Below are 17,035 nucleotides of genomic sequence, written 5' to 3'. Positions count from 1 at the left end.
TGTAGGCATTCGGCTGATGGTTGACGGTTTTACGTCGGTTGATCCTTGACACTCCTTACGTCAGTTTGTCCTGCGGGTCTTGGTCAGTGCACCTCCCAAGGGTCGTTTGTTGCGGACGGGGCCGGTGCTGTCGCGTCGCACGGTGCGCAGCAGCTCGTTGCCGATCCAGAACTGGAGGGTGTCGGGGCCGACGTGGACGTCGCAGCGTTCACCGGCCCGGTGGCGTCCGACGGAGACCTGTTGCCAGGAGACGCACACGACGCCGACGGTGGAGACCTTCCGGGCGACCCATTCGGGGCCGTCTCGGTCGGGCTGGTCGCGCAGCGTCCTGCGGGTGGTGACGGTGAACCTCTCCGCCGGGGTGGCCATGTCCAGGGACTGGTGGGGCCGGTCCTGGTTGTAGGAGGCGACCCATTCGTCCATGGCTTGCTGGGCGGTGGCCTTTGAGGTGAACAGGGTCCCGGTGAGCAGTTCGGCGCGCAGGGTCCGGTGGAAGCGTTCGATCTTGCCGGTGGTGGTGGGTGAGCGGGGCTTGGTCAGCAGGTGCTCGATCCCGTTCTCGCGGCAGATCCGGTCGAACAGCACCTCGGTCGGTGGGTGGTTGAACCGGCCGGTGAAGACCTTGCCGTTGTCGGTCAGGATCTGTTCGGGCACCCCGTGGGTGGCCAGCGCCGCGGTAAACGCGTCACAGACCAGCTGGGTGCGTTCGCGGGCCATCAGGGCCGCGCACACGCAGAACCGGGAGTGGTCGTCGACCCCGGTCAGACACTTCAGCGTGGTCCCGTCCCGCAGGCCGATGCCACCCACGACGTCCATTTGCCACAGCTCCATCGGCTGGCCGCGCTCCCAGCGCTTCCACTCCTCGCGGCGCCGTCGCCGGGCCGTGGAGTCGATCAGGTTCGCCCGTCGTAACGCCCGGTACACCCCGGACTCGGAGACGCTGGTGTTCTTCCTGGCCAGTTCGAACACAATCCGGCGCGGACCCCAGCCCGGGTGCAGCCGGCGCAGCTCGAGCACCGCGACCTCCACCCCGGGATCCATCTGATGCGGACAGCTTCCGGGCCGATGGGACCGGTCGGCCAGCTCCTCCAAACCGCCCAGCTCGTACCTGGCCAACCACTCGTGCAGGGTTTGCCGCGAGACCGACCAGGCGGCCGCGACCTCCTTCACCGTGCGGCCGTCACTGATGACCGCCAGAACCGCCTTGTACCGCTGCTCAGCCACGCTCATCTCCCTCATCAAGGGAGTGTCAAGGATCAGCCGAAGTAGGTGTCAACCATCAACCGAAACACTGTCAGGCATCAACCGAAGCCCAAACGTCAAGCATCAGGCGAAGTCGTACACAGCCGTGAGCGCCCCCGGCAGGACTCGAACCTGCGACCTAGAGATTAGAAGGCTCTTGCTCTATCCAGCTGAGCTACGGGGGCAATGGCGCAGAGTCTAGGACGAGCGCCACTCGTCACTCAGTTGCGCCAGGCGCCGCAGGGCGAGCTCGGCCAACAAGGCCGCGCCGTCGGGGACCACGGAGTCGTCGAAGTCTGCTCGCGGGGAGTGGTTGTCCGGTGCCGAGTCGAAGTCCGCGACAGGGCAGGCGCTCAGGTTGACGTAGGCGCTCGGCACCAGCTGTCCCACGAAGGAGAAGTCCTCCGCGCCCATCTCCGGGTTGCGCTGGTGGGCGTAGCGTTCCGCGCCGAAGAGATCCACGATCGTGTCCTTGGCGAACGCGTACTCGGCCTCGTCGTTGACCGTCACCGGGTAGCCCGGCAGGTGCTCGACCTCCGCCGTCAGCCCGTGCGCCTCGGCGAGCCTGGTGGCGAGCAGCTCGATCTTGCGAGTCACCTCGGCCCTGGCCTTCTCCGAGAGGCTGCGCACGGTCGCCTCGAAGACGGCGTCGTCGGGGATGATGTTGTCCTTGGTGCCGCCGACGAACTTGCCGACCGTGATGACGACCGGGTCGAAGACGTCGAACTGGCGCGTGACCAGCGTCTGGAGGGCGACGACGATCTCGCATGCCACCGGGATCGGGTCCTTGGCACGGAAAGGCTGGGACCCGTGACCGCCCTCGCCGACGACGCGCACCCTGACCTCGTCGGCCGCCGCCATGAGCGGCCCCGGGCGCCCGAACCACGTCCCCAGAGGGTGCTCGGAGGAATACACGTGCAGGGCGTATGCCGCGTCGACGCGCCTCCCAGCCGCCTCGAGCAGTCCCTCGTCGATCATCGGCTTCGCGCCGCCAGGGCCCTCCTCGCCCGGCTGGAACATGAACACGACGTCGCCGGCGAGCTGGTCGCGCAGCTCGTGCAGGATGCGCACGGCGCCCACGAGTCCCGCGACGTGGAGGTCGTGGCCGCACGCGTGCATCAGGCCCTGGTGGCGTGACACGAACTCCAGCGGCAGGTCTTCGCTGACGGGCAGGGCATCCATGTCCCCGCGGAGCAGGACGACCGGCCGCCCGCCGCGCCCGGGTTCGCTGGCGCGCCCCGCACCTCCGCGGCCCCGCAGGACGGCGACGACCGAGGAGAGCGACTCCCCCACGGTGATCTCGAGGTCCAGTCCGGCCAGGGCGTCGAGCACGGCCTGCTGGGTGAGGGGCAACGACATCCCGACCTCGGGGATCTGGTGCAGCTCGCGCCGGAGCGCGATGAGGTCCGGGCCGATGGTCGCAGCGATCTCGAGGGTGCGCACCCGCTGCACGCTAGTACGCCCCGAGGAAGTCCCTGCGGCTGGCAGTGATGGTCTGCAAGAGGTCACGTTCGGTCTCCAGCGCGCGCTCGTCGGCAGCGCTGTGGTGCATCCGTGCCCGGAGCAGGGCCAGCTCGCTCGCGGAGTCCTCGAATCGGCGCATCGACCGCAGCATGGCCCGGCCCCCAGCGGTCCTCGCCCAGACCCGGGCGGACCGGCGCCCGTTCATGGTCGAGAGCATGTGGACCTCGCTCGGCGACAGCCATCCGGCGTCGGCGTACTCGCTGAGGTGGCGGCCGATCAGGCGCCCCTCTCGGCGGCGTGCCCAGATCACCAGGGCGACGAAGGCGACGAAGATCGGCACCTCCACGAGGAGGTAGACCGACAGCAGCCCCGCTCCCCCCGTGATGGCCGCGAGGTTCCACACGGCGTGGGACAGTGCCGCGAGGAGGTAGCCACCGACAGGTGCGAGGACCTTGAGCCCGCGGTTGCGGGTCGTGGCGGCGATCCCGATGCCGATGCCGGTGAGCACGGTGAACATGGGGTGGGCGAACGGGGTGAAGAGGCAGCGCGCGATGAACGTGCCGGTGAGCGACGCGTCGCCACCGTGGTCGTAGGCCATCCCGAGGTACTGGATGTTCTCGGTGAACGCGAAGCCCGCCGCGACCACCCCCGCGTAGACCATGCCGTCGATGATCCCGTCGAACTCGCGACGCCGGAACCACCACACGAGCAGGACGAGCAACCCCTTGCAGGCTTCTTCCACCAGCGGCGCCGAGAACACGGCCGTGGCGAGCATCGCGTCGTCGTCACGACCGGTGGCGGCCTGGAACGCGACATTGGCCCCCGTGTTGAAGACCCCCGCGGCGAGCGCCGCGACGAGGGCGCCCCAGAGGAACGCCGTGACGAGATAACGCCACGGCTCAGCCTCGAACCGGTCCAGCCACAGGAACGTGGGGATCACGATGCCGAGCGGGATGGCCGCGAGCACCACGGCCAGGAGGGTCGTGACCAGGCCCAGGGTCGCCCCGTAGTAGACGGACAGGACGATCGCGGCCAGCCCGAACCCCACCACCATCAGGCCCACGAGCAGCCAGCCGCGCAGCCTGCCGCGACCGGTCCCGCCGGTGGACCCCTGCGAGGACGGCACGGACCCCCGCCCACCCGCGGGCGACGCGTCCGCGGCATACCTCTGCTCTGGTCCCCAGCTCATGACGGGCAGGGTAGTCGAGGCGGCCGCGGCGCCGCCCTGTCACCACAGGGCAATATGGTGGTCCGGTGACTGCCACCCCCACCGACCGCTCCGTCAACGACCGCATCGTCTGGATCGACTGCGAGATGACCGGGCTCTCCCTGGAGGCCGACGCCCTCATCGAGGTCGCGGCGCTCGTGACCGACTTCGAGCTCAACCAGCTCGGCGACGGCGTCGACGTCGTCATCACGCCCCCGGCCGAGGCGCTGGTGCAGATGGACGACTTCGTCCGCACCATGCACACCACGTCGGGGCTGCTCGATGAGCTGGCAGGCGGCACGACCATGGAGGATGCGCAGGAGCAGGTCCTCTCGTACATCCGCGAGTGGGTGCCCGAGCCGCGCAAGGCTCCGCTGGGCGGCAACACCGTGGGCACCGACCGCAACTTCCTCGCCCGCGACATGGCCGAGCTCGAGGCCCACCTGCACTACCGCATCATCGACGTGTCCTCGATCAAGGAGCTGTCGCGACGCTGGTACCCGCGCGCCTACTTCGGTTCGCCCAAGAAGTCCGGCGGCCACCGAGCGCTCGCCGACATCCGTGAGTCCATCGCCGAGCTGCGCTACTACCGCGAGGCGGTCTTCGTGGCACCCCCAGGCCCCGACAGCGACACGGCCAGGGGCATCGCGGCACGGCACGTGGTCAACCACAGCTGACCCACGAGCGACACCCTGGGTATGCCGCCGAGTCATGGACGGCGCGTCCCGCACCGACTCGCTGGTCTGCCGGGGTGGTCACGAGCACCGCTTCGGAACGGGTACTATTGGCGTCGCTTCCGCGGCCGGCATTGTCCGGTCGTGACGCATGGTGGGCGTAGCTCAGCTGGTAGAGCACCGCGTTGTGGTCGCGGGGGTCGCGGGTTCAAGCCCCGTCGCTCACCCCATACCGAACGCCCCTGACCGGGATGGTCAGGGGCCTTCGTCGTGCTCTGGTGCTCGTGGTCCGGTGACGGGAGACTGGGCACATGCCGGGCTGCTGTGACCCCAAGGGGTACGACAAGATCTTCGGGCCCCGCTTCGCCCGGCGAGTGGCCCGTCGCTACCGCAAGCGCGGGCTGGGCTCGACCGAGCGCGACATGGTCGACTTCCTGGCCGGGCGTGGGCTGACGGGGGCCTCGGTCCTCGAGATCGGAGGCGGTGTCGGCGAGATGCAGCTCGAGCTGCTGCGCCGCGGCGCCGCTCACACGACCAACCTCGAGCTGGTCGCGGCCTACGATGGTCCGGCGCGGTCGCTGGCGGAGGAAGCCGGCCTCGCCGACCGCATGGAGCGACGGCTGCACGACATCGTCGAGGCTCCGGAGGAGGTGGAGGTGGCCGACGTGGTCGTGCTGCACCGAGTGGTCTGCTGCTACCCGGACTACGAACGACTGCTGGGCGCCGCCGCCGACCACACGCGGCACCTGCTCGTGTTCAGCCACCCTCCGCGCAACGTCGGCACACGCGCGTTCGTCTGGTCGCAGAATGCCGCGCTGCGACTGATCGGTCGTCCGTTCAAGACGTTCACCCACCCGCCCGAGGCCATGCTCGCGGTGCTGCGCGAACGCGGGCTCACGGCGGTCCACGCCCGCCACGGGGTTGTGTGGCACGTCGAGGGGCTCGTGCGAGAGGCCGGCTGACGCGCGAACTGGCTCAGGGAGTCGCTGGCGCCCTTCTCGCGGTGCGACTCAAGGGTGCTGGACCGGCTCCCGCCTCCGTCCGGCAGGATGGTCGGGTGTTCATGGACTCCGAGGGCAAGCGCAGGACGATCCGGATCGGCGTCTGGGTGGCGATCCTCGGACTGCTGCTGGGCGTGCTCGGCTCGATCGTCATGGCGACCGGGGCCGACGCCCACGCGGCGCTGACGTCGGTCTCCCCCAAGGACGGCTCCTCGGTGGACAAGGCGCCGACGCGGGTCGTGCTGACCTTCGACGAGCCCATCAGCACCAGCTTTGCGACCGTGACGGTCACCGGACCACAGGGTGCGGTGTCCGCGGGCAGGGCGGTGGTCGACGGCGTCACGGTCACCCAGGTCTTGGAGGCCGATCTTCCCAACGGCCGATACACCGTCGCGTTCCGCGTCGTGAGCGAGGACGGACACCCGGTCTCTGACAAGACCACGTTCACGGTGGCAGCCGCCGCTGCTTCGGCGACCGCGACCGACGCCCCGTCGGCCACGCCGCTTCCTGCGCCCTCCACCACGGCCGTCGCAAGCCCAGCGCCAACCCTCGCCGACGATTCCGGGGACGCCCGCAATGGCCGCGGTCTGCGGATCGGTTTGGCCGTCGGCGTCGCGGCTCTCGCCCTGGCTGGCGGGACTGCCCTGGTCGCCTCCGGCAGGCGGCGCTCCGGCGACGATCCGGGCGAATGAGTCGTGACGTCAGCCGATTTCACCCCGCCCGCCTCGTCCTGCTAAGGTCTCTCCTCGCGCGCCATTAGCTCAATTGGCAGAGCAGCTGACTCTTAATCAGCGGGTTCGGGGTTCGAGTCCCTGATGGCGCACCATCGTGATCTCTCAAGGGATCCCGGACAGGCCGGACCCAGGTTTTGGGTCCGGCCTTCTGGTTGTTGGTTGGGGGCCGGGTGGTCTGCCGAGGGGTTGGTAGTTCCTCGCTGGCCGAGAGTGAGCTCGCGGAGCATTTCCCCGGTTCCGGCGTAGATGAGAGCTCACACCGGGTGGCGCTCCCATTGTTGCTGGAGGCGTGCAGTTGGTGCTGGTTGTTACTCGTCGTTCTGGGCGTTTCGCAACCTGACCTGCGCGTTTCCGGTACGCCTGAAGATCGCAAGGCCACCGGATGGCCGCTCACGGTGCGAGCCGCTCCGACAAGCCATTGTCTTCCGCAGGTACACGGGCCCCGGCTCGGCCGCTCAAATTCCCTCCGCTGTCGATACTCCAGCCGTGTCCGAGCCTCGGGAGCGGCAGGCGAAGGACTCGAACCCCTGTTATCCGCAAAGGCGGCAGGCTCGTGATCGTCTATTGCTACAGCTCAATGATCAGAACAGCGGTGTCATCGGGTGCGGACTGAGGTTCAAGGACGGCCGTGACGATGGTGTCGATCAGGGCTTCGGGGCCCAGGCCGGGGTGGGCGGCCAGGCAGGCAACGAGGCGAGCGAGGCCCTGCGTGATGTCTTCACTACGGCGCTCGATGAGGCCGTCGGTGTAGAGGACCAACTTGGATCCGGGGCTGAAGTGGACGGCTGCCTGCGGGCGGGGGTCGGCTTCGGCGGTAGCGGCTAGCGGTGGACCGAGGGCCTGATCCAGGGCCTCGATCCTGCCGTCGTTGTGTTGCAGCAGTGGGGGCAGGTGGCCCGCGCTGCTGTAGGTCGCGGTGTGCAGCTGCAGGTCGAGGACGACTTTGACGGCCGTGGTTGCCGTCGCCTGCTCGATTTGTCGAGCGAACCGGTCCAGAACCCTCAGGGCATTTGCGGGTCCCACGTCGGCAACGGTCACGGCACTCAGGGCGCTGCGTAGCTGACCCATCACGGCAGCCGCCTGGAGTCCTTGACCCACGACGTCGCCCACCGCGACCGCTAGCCGCCCGTCTGGCAGCGCGGCCACGTCATACCAGTCGCCGCCGACACTCAGGGAGCTGCTGGCGGGCAGATACCGCGCCGCAACGCGCTCACGAGCCTCTTCGGGGATGCTGGCCGGGAGCATCGCACGTTGCAGGGTCAGGCTTGTCGTGCGTTCGCGGTCTTCGGCCTCCCGCAGGAGTGCGTTCGCAGTCTGCAGTTCCCGCGCCAAGCCGAACAGATCGGAGTGCTGCTCGAGGTTCAGGCTCGACAGCCCTGCTGTCGCGCCGAAGTCGGCGGCAATGGACAGCACCACGGGGGTCACGTCTTGGAGCTTGTGCAAGAGCGCAACCACCCCATTCGCCGGACCCTTGATGGGCGTGGCCGTGCTGATCCAGTAGCGCGTGGCGGGGGGCGATTGTGGTGCGGTGTCGATTCGCACGTCGTAGCGCTGCATGGGTAGGACCTGCGGCCGACCGGTGGACAGGCAACGCTCCAGGGATTCGCGAATTTGATCCGCGGCGCCTGCGAGAGACTCAAGCGAACCTGCCGGCAGCACGTCTAGAAGGTCACGCCCCACAAGGGCGCGTCGCGTGCGGCCGACGACACCCGAATAGGCAGTGTTCACATCCAGGATCTTGAGGTCCGGGCTGAGTAGCGCACACGGGTTGGGAAGGGCGTCAAAGACCGCGCGGTAGTCAAGGGGCGCGTCCCGATTCATTGGATGATCGTGCACCCTCACAGACCTCCATGCCCGACATTTGCGCGAGTCGTCGCAAGACGATCGATGGTGACACCCTCGTGAATGAACCAGACAGCGTTTGGACCACCGGTGTCTCTCCGCTCCTAGGCTTGCACCGGGCGCCGCAGTAGCAGACGGGCACGTGGCGGCACAGTATTCTTGCCGCGGTCGTTCGAGAGTGGGGCAGACGTGAACATGACATTGTCGATCGACGTGAGTCGCGACATCCCGGTAGTGCGCGTCGCGGGTGAGCTCGACCACGAGACGGTGCCTGCACTGAGGGCGGCCATGCAGGAGACGATCGACGGGCACCGAGACCTGATCCTGGACCTGCATGCCGTTACATTCCTCGACTCCAGCGCCCTCGGCATGTGCGTCACGCACCACAAGACCCTCCGAAAGCGAGGAGGTTCGCTTCGGATCGCGAACGCGTCCTCGCGGGCACTGACGCTGCTCACCCTCAGTGGGCTGAATCAGGTGCTCCAGCTCTACCCGACCCTCGATGCGGCTCTTGCGGTCCATGACCAGGGATGACTCCCGGGGTTTCGTCGCCCGCTCCTCAGACGCCCCGGGCGGCACGACGAACCAAGGCAACGGCTGACCAGACCATCTGTTCGACGGCCGCTTCGCGCGTCAGGCCGGCGATGTCGGTGAACCAGACCAGCGACTCGATCCCGCTCACAGCCCGGACCGCGATGGCCAGACGACGTACGCCGTCAGCGCCGAGCTGAGCGGCCAAGGGTTCGAGCGCCTCAGCGAACCAGCCGATCGCCCGTCCTTGGCGCAGCGGGAGCTGTCCCGACTCCGTGTCGGTCTCCAGCGACAGCCGCAGCATGGTCCGTTGCTGTGCAAGAGCTCCCAGCCCGAGCCAACAGAGTGCGGCCACACCCCCGATCACCTCTACATCAGGGCCAACACCTTGTCGCCGGTCAGGGCGACGGTTGCCACGATGATGGCGGCATTCACGGCGCAGGACGACGTCATCGTGTCTCGACACGACTTCCGGTCCGGGCTCCTGATTCCGGGTCGCCCTGCGTCTCCGCCATGCTGGCGAGGACGAGCTTGCGGACTTCGTTGGCGCCGGGCAACGTGAGCGCCTGCCCCGCCAGGGACGCGCACTGCTCTACGTTGAGCTGACGGATGGCCGCCTTGACCCTGGGCACCGCGGGAGGCGAGACGCTGAGCTCTCGCACGCCGAGCCCCACCAGGACCGGAATGGCGAGCTCGTCGGAAGCGGCCTCGCCACAGACAGCAACGTCGATTCGCCCATTCACTACTCGACAGACGTGGTCGATCAGGCGGAGCACACCCGGGTCGAGGGCGTCTGAGAGGGCTGCCACGGCGCCGTTCCCACGTTCGGCCGCCAGGGTGTACTGGGTCAGGTCGTTGGTGCCGATGCTGACGAAGTCGACGTAGGGCAGGAAGGCCTCGATCTTGAGCGCAGCGGAGGGGACCTCGATCATCGTGCCGATCTGAAGACCCGAAGGCAGGCCCAATGATCCGGCAGCCTCGATGAGGACCTGTCGCGCCTCGATCAGCTCGTCGGGCGTCGACACCATGGGCAGCATGATGCTGGTCGGTGAGTGACGCGCCGTGTGGCAGATGGCGGCCATCTGTTCGCGCAGCAGGTCCCGGTGCGTCAGGCTCAGCCGTATGCCGCGTTGGCCGAGGAACGGGTTGGCCTCGTGTGGCATGGGCAGGTAGGGCAGTGGCTTGTCACCGCCGACATCGAGGGTTCGCAGGGTGATGCGCCGACCGTCCATGGCCGCGGCGATGGAGTCGTACTGGCTCTGTTGCTCGTTGGTGTCGGGAGCGGCGGTCCTGTCGAGGAAGAGGAACTCCGTGCGCACCAGTCCGGCGCCGTCCGCCCCCGCCGCGAGCGCGGCACGCGCGTCGCTCAATGACCCGAGATTGGCAGCGACGAGGATGCGCGTGCCGTCACGGGACACCGCAGGCTGGTCGGCCAGGGCGACCTGCCGAACGCGTTGCTGTGCGGCCTCTGCGGCCCGGCGCTGGTACTCCTCGATCAGCTCGGGTGCCGGGTCGAGGTGCAGGGCACCGGTACCGCCGTCAAGGAGGATCGTCCTGCCTTCGGCGATCCCCAGCACCTCGGGACCGGCCCCGACGACGACCGGGATGTCGCGGGCCCGCGCCAAGATTGCCGCGTGCGACGTCGGACTCCCCTGGGCGAGAACCACTCCGGTCACCAGAGCGAGGTCCAAGCCGGCGGTCTCGGCGGGCGTGAGGTCGCTGGCAACCAGCACACCCTCTCCCGTCATCCGGCGGGCTGGTTGGCCGGTCAGAGCCTGCAACACCTGCTCTCCGACCGCGTGGACGTCGGCGGCTCGCTCCCTGAGGTAGGGGTCGGGAAGCTCGGCCCACTGACGTTCGATGTCGGCGAGTGAGCCGGCCCAGGCGGCAACCGCGCCGGTGCCGGGGCGAATTCGTGCCTTGACGTCGCCGAGGAGTTCGGTGTCGGTGAGGAGGGACAGGTGCGCATCGAAGATGCTGGCCTTGTCGGGCCCGACTTCCCGTTCGGTGAGAATCCGGACGTGCTCGATCTCACGGCGCACGGTCGCCACCGATTCCAGGACCCGCCGCCATTCCGCGGCCGGCTCCCCTGCGGGGTGTCCATCGAGATCGACGGGCGCGGCGCTCAGGCGGCGGACCTGGCCGATCGCGATTCCCGGGGAGGCTGGCAGCGGTCCGCTGCGGCGGGGGGCGGGTCGGGGCAGAGCAGGTCGAGCTGGGACCTGCTCGGGGGGTTCGTCGAACCGTCGCCCGGCGAGGGCCAGGACGTGCTCGACGGCCTCTTGAGCCTGCGGCCCGGTGGCACGAACCTCGACGTCGTGACCCTGCAGAGCCGTCAGCGTCGCCACTCGACTCAGGCTGGCTGCAGGGACGGGCCCGGCGCCGGTGGTGAGGTTCCTCAGCTGGACCGACGCATCGAGAGCGCGCACCTCGCTCACGAGTCGGGCCGCCGGTCGAGCGTGCAGGCCGTGGGGATTGGCCACCGAAAATACTCCGACGACGGCCTGCGCCTCGTCGTCCGGCTCGGGCGCGACTCCGGGCTCCGGGGGCGACAGGTGCGCGGCCTTACCCATCACCGCGTTCCGCGCCTCAGTCGCGACCTCTGCCCTGCTTGCGCCACCCGCCGCGGCGACGGCGGCCACGATGAGCCCTTCGACGAGAGGGGCCGGCGACAGCGTCACACGATCGCGGATGCTGGAGTCCCGTAGCAGGTCGAGCGCCAGCTCGGCACTGAGCACCGCGCTGCCGAGGTCCATGAGGACCACGACGCCGCCTGGGCCGTCCGCCCGTTCGATGGCCTGCATGATGCTGACGGCGTCGGTACCGAAGGTCGTGACGTCAAGACCGGCTGCCACTTCGATCTTCACTGGGCGGCCATGGAGCATCTCCCCCGCCAGCGCCACGGCCGCCAGGGCGAGCGCGCGGCTGTGGGAGACCACGACCAGACCGACCCGGCACTCGCTGTCTGTTGCGGGCGGCTTGGCGGATTTGCCCTCGGTCATTGTCACTGCCCTCCGCTGCTCGTCGTGCTGAACGTGAGTGTTCGATGGGTGGCTGTCTCAGGAGGCGGCATCTGCTGCAGCTTCGAGCAGCAGCGCCACGCTCGCCGCCCCTGGATCCTGATGGCCCACGCTCCGCTCACCGAGGTAGCTGGCCCGCCCTTTGCGCGCCAGCATGGGGGTCGTGGCGTCGCGACCCGCGGCGGCAGCATCCCGGGCCGCCTTGAGCCCGGTAGCCAGGGAGGCGTTGTCCGTGAGCGCTGCCTCGAGCGCATCGACGGCAGGCGCCAGAGCGTCATACATCGTCTTGTCGCCGGGGGCGGCCTTGCCTCGATCGACGATGCCCCCGAGCCCGGCTCGCAGCGCCGCTGCGACATCGTCTGCGGAGACCGTTTCGGCGGCGGCCCCCAGCGAGCCGCCCATTCGCATGAAGAGCGTCCCGAACAGTGGCCCGCTGGCTCCGCCTACCGTCGAGACCAGTGTCATGCCCACCTTGGTCAGAAGCGCGCCCGCCGTCGGCGGCCGGCTTTCATCGAGCGCAGCCACGGCGGCCTTCATGCCTCTGTCCATGTTCGACCCGTGGTCGGCATCGCCGATCGCTGCGTCGAGCTCGGTCAGGTGCTCGCGGTTGGCGGTGATGAGGTGTGCGAACCCGCGCACCCATTGCTCGAAGACCGCCGTGGTCACGGTGTCGCTCATGCTCAGATGCCCCATCTCAGTGCAGCAGTGTTGACAGGAGCGTCCCAGAGGGAGAGCAGCTCGTCATCGACCCTGAGGAGGGTGACCGAGACGCCGGCCATGTCGAGTGAGGTGATGTAGGAGCCGACGAGCGACCGGGCGATGGGCAGTCCCCGGCCGCCGAGGATCTTCTGGACCTCGTTGAAGATCACATAGAGCTCGATGAGCGGGGTGCCGCCGAGACCGTTGACGAACGCGATGACGGGGTTGCCCCGGGCGAACGGCAGGTCGGCGAGAATCGGCTCGACCAGGAGTGAGGCGATGTCGCTCGCGGGGGCGAGCGGCAGCCGGGCCCGGCCCGGTTCTCCGTGGATCCCGACACCGAGTTCCATCTCGTCGTCGCCCAGGTCGAAGGTCGGGCGCCCTGCCGCCGGCACGGTGCACGAGGTGAGGGCAAGGCCCATGCTTCGGCCGTTCTCGTTGACGGTCCTGGCGACCTGGGCGACCTCGTCGAGGTCGCGACCCTGCTCCGCTGCCGCCCCGGCGATCTTCTCGAGGAGCACGGTGACGCCGACTCCGCGTCGCCCCGCGGTCCAGGTGCTGTCCTGGACCGCCACGTCGTCGTCAGTGACCACGGAGACGATGCGGGCTCCGGTCTCCGCCGCCGCCATCTCTGCCGCCATCTCGAAGTTCATCACGTCGCCGGTGTAGTTCTTGACGACGTGCAGGATCCCTGCGCCTCCGTCCACCAGCTTGGTCGCGGCCAAGATCTGCCCAGGTACGGGCGAGGTGAAGATCTCTCCGGCACACGCCGCGTCGAGCATGCCCAGGCCGACGAATCCGCCATGGAGCGGTTCGTGTCCGGACCCTCCGCCGGAGATGATGCCCACCTTGCCTCTCTTCGGAGCGTCTCCGCGGTAGATGACCTTGCTCTCGTGGTCGACCCGCAGCTCAGGGTGGGCGGCTTCGATGCCACGCAGTGCCTCCACCACGACGTCGTTCGGGTCGTTGATCAACTTCTTCATCAGAGTCTCTTTTCGCAGTCAAACGGGTTCGGGACGGTCAGACGGTGCTGGTCTGACGGGAGATGGCGGCCTGCGCGTCGGGGTCGCCGAGATCCAGCCCGGGAGCCGCGACGGCACGGTCAGCCGGAGTGCGGGTGAGCAGGCCGTACAGCAGGGCGGCGACGACTCCGGCGAGGAGCTCGGCCGCGAGGTACACCGGGAGCTGGTGCCACTTCACCTCGCCGCCAGCGAGCTGCTGAACAAGCATGGGACCAACGGTACGAGCCGGGTTGATGGATGCGCCCGTTGCCGGAGCGACAGGGATGATGGCAGCGAAGACGACCAGGCCGATGGCCACGCCGGCGAACCCCGCGGCGGCCTTGCGGTGGATGACGCCGAAGATGGTGAACACGAGGATGAACGTGCCCACGAACTCGGCCGTAAAGGCTTGCAGCCAGCTGATGTCGCCGTACGAGGCAACACCCAGACCGACGTCGCTGGCCTTGTGTCCCAGGACACCGATGATCGCGGCAGCCCCGACGATCGCCCCGACGACCTGGGCTCCGATGTAGGCCGGCACCTGGGCCCACGGGAACTTGCCGGAGGCGGCCAGGCCCAGGGTGACTGCCGGGTTGATGTGGTTGCCACCGACATGCCCCAAGGCGTAGACGGTGGCAACGACCACGGTGCCGAACGCCAGGGAGATGACCCCCAGGTCGGCCATGGTGAACGGCGCCTTGCCGTTGACGATCAGGGTGGCGGGGACTGACCCCACGCCGATGAACACCAGGAAAGCGGTTCCGATGACCTCAGCGCCCAAACGCTGGAGGAGGGTGGTCTCGTCAAGCATCGCCCTTGCCCCTTTGCAAGTTGTCTGAATTTCATTCGATATTGTCGAACGTGATTTGGAGGCTACCCCTGTGATTCACTAGGAGGCAAGGGTTTTCGTGAACTACGTCACAGCGAAGAGGACATACGTGATCCAATCGGTCGATCGCGCCATCAAGGTTCTCAGCGCGCTTCAGGGCGCTCGACGGATGAGCCTGTCCGAGTTGGCCGCCCGCCTCGATCTGGCGCCCTCGACCACCCACGGGATCGTCCGCAGCCTGGTCGAGCACGGAATGGTGGTCCAGGAGCGCGGCTCCAGCCGTTACCAGCTGGGCCCGGCCGTTCTTCGGCTGGGCAACGTCTATCTCGACACGCTGGAGCTCCGGTCCAAGGCCATCCCCTGGGCCGAGGACCTCGCCCGGCGCACCGGTCTTGCCGTACGCACCGGCGTGCTGCTCGTCGACGACGTCGTGATCATCCACCACGAGCCGCGCCCGGACGGCAGTCGCCAGATGCCGGAGGTGGGCATCGTCATCCCGGCGCATGCGAGCGCCCTCGGCAAGGCTCTGCTCGCCTTCCTCCCAGAGGATGAGAAGCGAGTGCTGACCTCAGGAGAGCTGCGCAGCATGACCGGCGAGACGACCACCTCCGCCGACCAGCTTCGCGAGCAGCTGGAGGTGATCCGGTCGACCGGCATCGCCCTCGAGCAGGACGAGGCTGTGCTCGGCGAGAGCTCGCTGGCGAGCCCGGTCTTCGATTCGTACGGAGAGGCCGTGGGGGCCGTAGGGGTCGTGATCCCCTCAGACGGCGACGTTTCCCGCCACGACTCGCGCGACCTGGTTCGCGACACGGCCCGATCCGTGTCGCGGGAGCTGGGCGCCCAGGCGTGGCCCCCTCGCCCCCAGGGACGTAACTAAGCGACCGACAAGCGGTGGGTCCGGGGGCACCACCTGAACCGCCCAGTGAGCAGGGCGATGACCGCGTGCTCAGAGCCCCATGGCGGCACACACGTCAATGCCGTCGTGCGGGATCTTGATGGGTGTCACCGTTGTGTCGGCTGGGTGGTAGACGAAGTCGATGAGCCCAGTGGTGCTGAAAGGTTGTCAGGCCTTGATGATCGGTGGCGACCTGGACCCGCGCCCTACGCGGCGAGTGGTCTCGGTTCTTGGGAGACTGACCGCATGACAGGACGTGATCGTGACCGGGATACCGAAGGCCGGGCTCGCCAGGCGAGGCCTCGCGACGCGTTGGGTCGACCGCTGCCCTACGGAGCAGAAGGCGTCGAGCCGGTGTCGGAGGAGCCTCTTCCGCCAGAAGACACCCTCGAGGCAGCTCGAGCACTCGTGGCGGCTGGACGTCCCTTCGCCGCGCACGAGGTCTTGGAGGCGCGTTGGAAGGCCGGGCCGATCGAGGAACGGGACCTGTGGCAGGGCCTTGCGCAAGTCTGTGTTGCGGTCACGCACGCAGCACGCGGAAATCAGGTTGGGGCCGACCGACTGTTCGACCGCGCTGCGGAGAGACTGGAGGCGTTTGCTGCTACAGGACGCTGGGCCTACGGCCTTGACTTGCCGCTAGCAGTCGAGCGAGCACGAAGTCATCTCGGCGCATTGTGACGTGACGCCCGGCTCGCGGCGGATTGATGCACCCACCGGACGCCAGGCCGAGCTGGTCGCTGAGCACTGTCGATTGGAGACGGGCTCGAACGTCATCTGGTTGAAGGCCACGCCCGGTGGCCCCGCAGAACCGGAGGTCATCATGAGCCATTCCATCGTGCACGCCGAGATCCGTTCGAGCGACCCCGACGCAACAAGGGCATTCTTCGGCGAGCTGTTCGGCTGGACCTACCCAACCGAAGGCGCCTTCCCCGGCTACACCTTTGTCGAGACAGGGGTGCCCGGCGCCCTCTACACCGCGATCAGCCCGCTTCAGGGCGACGGCGACCTGGTCACGTTCTTCGTCGGCGTCGAGGACATGGCCGGCGCCATCGCCGAGACGACTCGCCTCGGCGGACGCGTCGTACAGGAGCCGGTCAGCGTTCCCGGAGTGTCATTCGCGCTGATCGCCGACCCTCAGGGTCATGTTGTCGGCTTGGCCCAGCAAGTTTGACGGGATGGCCGAAGAACCGCCCGACCGGGCCACCGGGCCGCCCCCCCTGACCACGACCCTGATTGCCTCCCTTTGGCGACAGCCTGAGAACAAGCGTCTTACGCTATGGCCGAGAGGAGGCGGGGATGGCCGATCCGGTGGGCGACATCATCGGGGACTATCGGGCGTTCGCCGCGCAGCAGCGCGACCGCCTTCTCGCCCGTGGCATCGACATCGGCCAGTACCCCCTCAGCCACCTCGCCGTCCGGGTGCCGGAGTGGGACCAGTACACGCACGTTCGGAGTCTTCTCGAACGCCACGCGGTCGCCAATCGCGAGAACGTCTGGAACGGCCGGCCGATCTCCTTGATCGTTCCCACCGAACCGCTCGAAGTCCTGGACGGCAAGGTCGTCCCGCTCATCGAGCTCATCCCGCCTGTGCACCAGCGCGTCTACAAGATGGGGTTGGAGCACCTCGGCGTCGTGGTGGGCGACAGTTTTGACGCCTTCGTCGAAGCCCACAAGCCCGTCCTGACGGGACAGCAGTTCCAGGGCCCGAACAGCACACCCGACCCCGTGTACATCTTGTTCGAGGACTTCACCCACGTGAAGTTCTATCGACTTTCACTGAGGGCGTCCGTAGAGCTCGATGCTGGCCCGTTCGACGACGGGTTCCATCACGTGGACGACTGGGTGCCCCAGCGGCTCGTGACCGCGACCGGCCCGAACCCTCTGCCGCGCTGAGGC

17 protein-coding genes and 3 tRNA genes are annotated in these 17,035 nt (G+C 68.2%); 10 read left to right on the top strand and 10 right to left on the bottom strand.

Annotated features, from left to right (window positions below):
• Nucleotides 1–60: 60 nt before the first annotated feature.
• The 4 genes from AC1DWR_RS11225 to AC1DWR_RS11210 all read right to left on the bottom strand — a co-directional run bounded on the left by AC1DWR_RS11225 (nucleotide 61) and on the right by AC1DWR_RS11210 (nucleotide 3,895).
• On the bottom strand, nucleotides 61–1,239 hold the full coding sequence (locus tag AC1DWR_RS11225; RefSeq protein ID WP_477613917.1) for an IS481 family transposase: 1,179 nt from the start codon (nucleotides 1,237–1,239) through the stop codon (nucleotides 61–63).
• 114 nt (nucleotides 1,240–1,353) lie between these two features.
• A tRNA-Arg gene (locus tag AC1DWR_RS11220) sits at nucleotides 1,354–1,427 on the bottom strand.
• A gap of 13 nt (nucleotides 1,428–1,440) precedes the next feature.
• Nucleotides 1,441–2,685, bottom strand: a complete 1,245-nt coding sequence (locus AC1DWR_RS11215) for a M20 metallopeptidase family protein (protein ID WP_477624415.1) — start codon at nucleotides 2,683–2,685, stop codon at nucleotides 1,441–1,443.
• Between the two features lie 10 nt (nucleotides 2,686–2,695).
• Nucleotides 2,696–3,895, bottom strand: a complete 1,200-nt coding sequence (locus AC1DWR_RS11210; RefSeq protein ID WP_477624414.1) for a PrsW family intramembrane metalloprotease — start codon at nucleotides 3,893–3,895, stop codon at nucleotides 2,696–2,698.
• A gap of 65 nt (nucleotides 3,896–3,960) precedes the next feature.
• Between AC1DWR_RS11210 and orn the strand changes: the two genes are divergently transcribed.
• The 5 genes from orn to AC1DWR_RS11185 all read left to right on the top strand — a co-directional run bounded on the left by orn (nucleotide 3,961) and on the right by AC1DWR_RS11185 (nucleotide 6,414).
• Entirely contained in the window at nucleotides 3,961–4,590 is a 630-nt protein-coding gene (orn, locus tag AC1DWR_RS11205; RefSeq protein ID WP_477624413.1) for an oligoribonuclease, read from the top strand.
• 151 nt (nucleotides 4,591–4,741) lie between these two features.
• Nucleotides 4,742–4,817, top strand: a tRNA-His gene (locus AC1DWR_RS11200).
• Nucleotides 4,818–4,898: 81 nt separating this feature from the next.
• Nucleotides 4,899–5,549, top strand: coding sequence for a methyltransferase domain-containing protein (locus AC1DWR_RS11195; RefSeq protein WP_477624412.1), 651 nt, complete (start codon nucleotides 4,899–4,901; stop codon nucleotides 5,547–5,549).
• 101 nt (nucleotides 5,550–5,650) lie between these two features.
• Complete coding sequence (locus tag AC1DWR_RS11190; protein ID WP_477624420.1) at nucleotides 5,651–6,280, top strand: copper resistance CopC family protein; 630 nt, start codon at nucleotides 5,651–5,653, stop codon at nucleotides 6,278–6,280.
• 58 nt (nucleotides 6,281–6,338) lie between these two features.
• Nucleotides 6,339–6,414: transfer RNA gene (locus AC1DWR_RS11185), tRNA-Lys, on the top strand.
• Between the two features lie 475 nt (nucleotides 6,415–6,889).
• Here the strand turns inward: AC1DWR_RS11185 and AC1DWR_RS11180 are convergent.
• A complete protein-coding gene (locus AC1DWR_RS11180; protein WP_477615289.1) occupies nucleotides 6,890–8,143 on the bottom strand; it encodes a PP2C family protein-serine/threonine phosphatase in 1,254 nt (417 codons plus the stop codon).
• A gap of 216 nt (nucleotides 8,144–8,359) precedes the next feature.
• On the opposite strand from AC1DWR_RS11180, the gene AC1DWR_RS11175 reads away from it, so the two are divergent.
• A complete protein-coding gene (locus AC1DWR_RS11175) occupies nucleotides 8,360–8,698 on the top strand; it encodes an STAS domain-containing protein (RefSeq protein WP_477615288.1) in 339 nt (112 codons plus the stop codon).
• A gap of 25 nt (nucleotides 8,699–8,723) precedes the next feature.
• On the opposite strand, the gene AC1DWR_RS11170 is transcribed toward AC1DWR_RS11175, so the two are convergent.
• From AC1DWR_RS11170 to AC1DWR_RS11150, 5 genes are all read right to left on the bottom strand, one after another.
• The gene (locus tag AC1DWR_RS11170; protein WP_477615287.1) at nucleotides 8,724–8,999 is read right to left on the bottom strand and encodes a hypothetical protein; all 276 of its coding nucleotides are present in this window, start codon (nucleotides 8,997–8,999) and stop codon (nucleotides 8,724–8,726) included.
• A 145-nt stretch (nucleotides 9,000–9,144) separates the two neighbouring features.
• Entirely contained in the window at nucleotides 9,145–11,697 is a 2,553-nt protein-coding gene (ptsP, locus tag AC1DWR_RS11165) for a phosphoenolpyruvate--protein phosphotransferase (RefSeq protein WP_477615286.1), read from the bottom strand.
• A 57-nt stretch (nucleotides 11,698–11,754) separates the two neighbouring features.
• Entirely contained in the window at nucleotides 11,755–12,393 is a 639-nt protein-coding gene (gene dhaL, locus AC1DWR_RS11160) for a dihydroxyacetone kinase subunit DhaL (RefSeq protein ID WP_477615285.1), read from the bottom strand.
• Nucleotides 12,394–12,395: 2 nt separating this feature from the next.
• Entirely contained in the window at nucleotides 12,396–13,397 is a 1,002-nt protein-coding gene (gene dhaK / locus AC1DWR_RS11155; protein ID WP_477615284.1) for a dihydroxyacetone kinase subunit DhaK, read from the bottom strand.
• Nucleotides 13,398–13,434: 37 nt separating this feature from the next.
• Nucleotides 13,435–14,226 carry an MIP/aquaporin family protein gene (locus tag AC1DWR_RS11150; RefSeq protein ID WP_477615283.1) on the bottom strand — a complete coding sequence of 264 codons (792 nt, stop codon included), beginning with the start codon at nucleotides 14,224–14,226 and terminating at the stop codon, nucleotides 13,435–13,437.
• Between the two features lie 127 nt (nucleotides 14,227–14,353).
• Between AC1DWR_RS11150 and AC1DWR_RS11145 the strand changes: the two genes are divergently transcribed.
• From AC1DWR_RS11145 to AC1DWR_RS11130, 4 genes are all read left to right on the top strand, one after another.
• Nucleotides 14,354–15,121: an IclR family transcriptional regulator gene (locus AC1DWR_RS11145; protein WP_477624411.1), complete on the top strand. Its 768-nt coding sequence runs from the start codon at nucleotides 14,354–14,356 to the stop codon at nucleotides 15,119–15,121.
• Between the two features lie 57 nt (nucleotides 15,122–15,178).
• A complete protein-coding gene (locus AC1DWR_RS11140) occupies nucleotides 15,179–15,817 on the top strand; it encodes a DUF309 domain-containing protein (protein WP_477615281.1) in 639 nt (212 codons plus the stop codon).
• A 1-nt stretch (nucleotide 15,818) separates the two neighbouring features.
• Nucleotides 15,819–16,310, top strand: coding sequence for a VOC family protein (locus AC1DWR_RS11135; RefSeq protein ID WP_477615280.1), 492 nt, complete (start codon nucleotides 15,819–15,821; stop codon nucleotides 16,308–16,310).
• A gap of 125 nt (nucleotides 16,311–16,435) precedes the next feature.
• Nucleotides 16,436–17,032: a VOC family protein gene (locus AC1DWR_RS11130; RefSeq protein ID WP_477615279.1), complete on the top strand. Its 597-nt coding sequence runs from the start codon at nucleotides 16,436–16,438 to the stop codon at nucleotides 17,030–17,032.
• Nucleotides 17,033–17,035 lie beyond the last annotated feature (3 nt).

The organism is Pedococcus sp. P2_E2, assembly GCF_056403955.1.
Note: the sequence above shows the minus strand (reverse complement) of the source record. Positions and strands in the feature narration are given on the sequence as shown.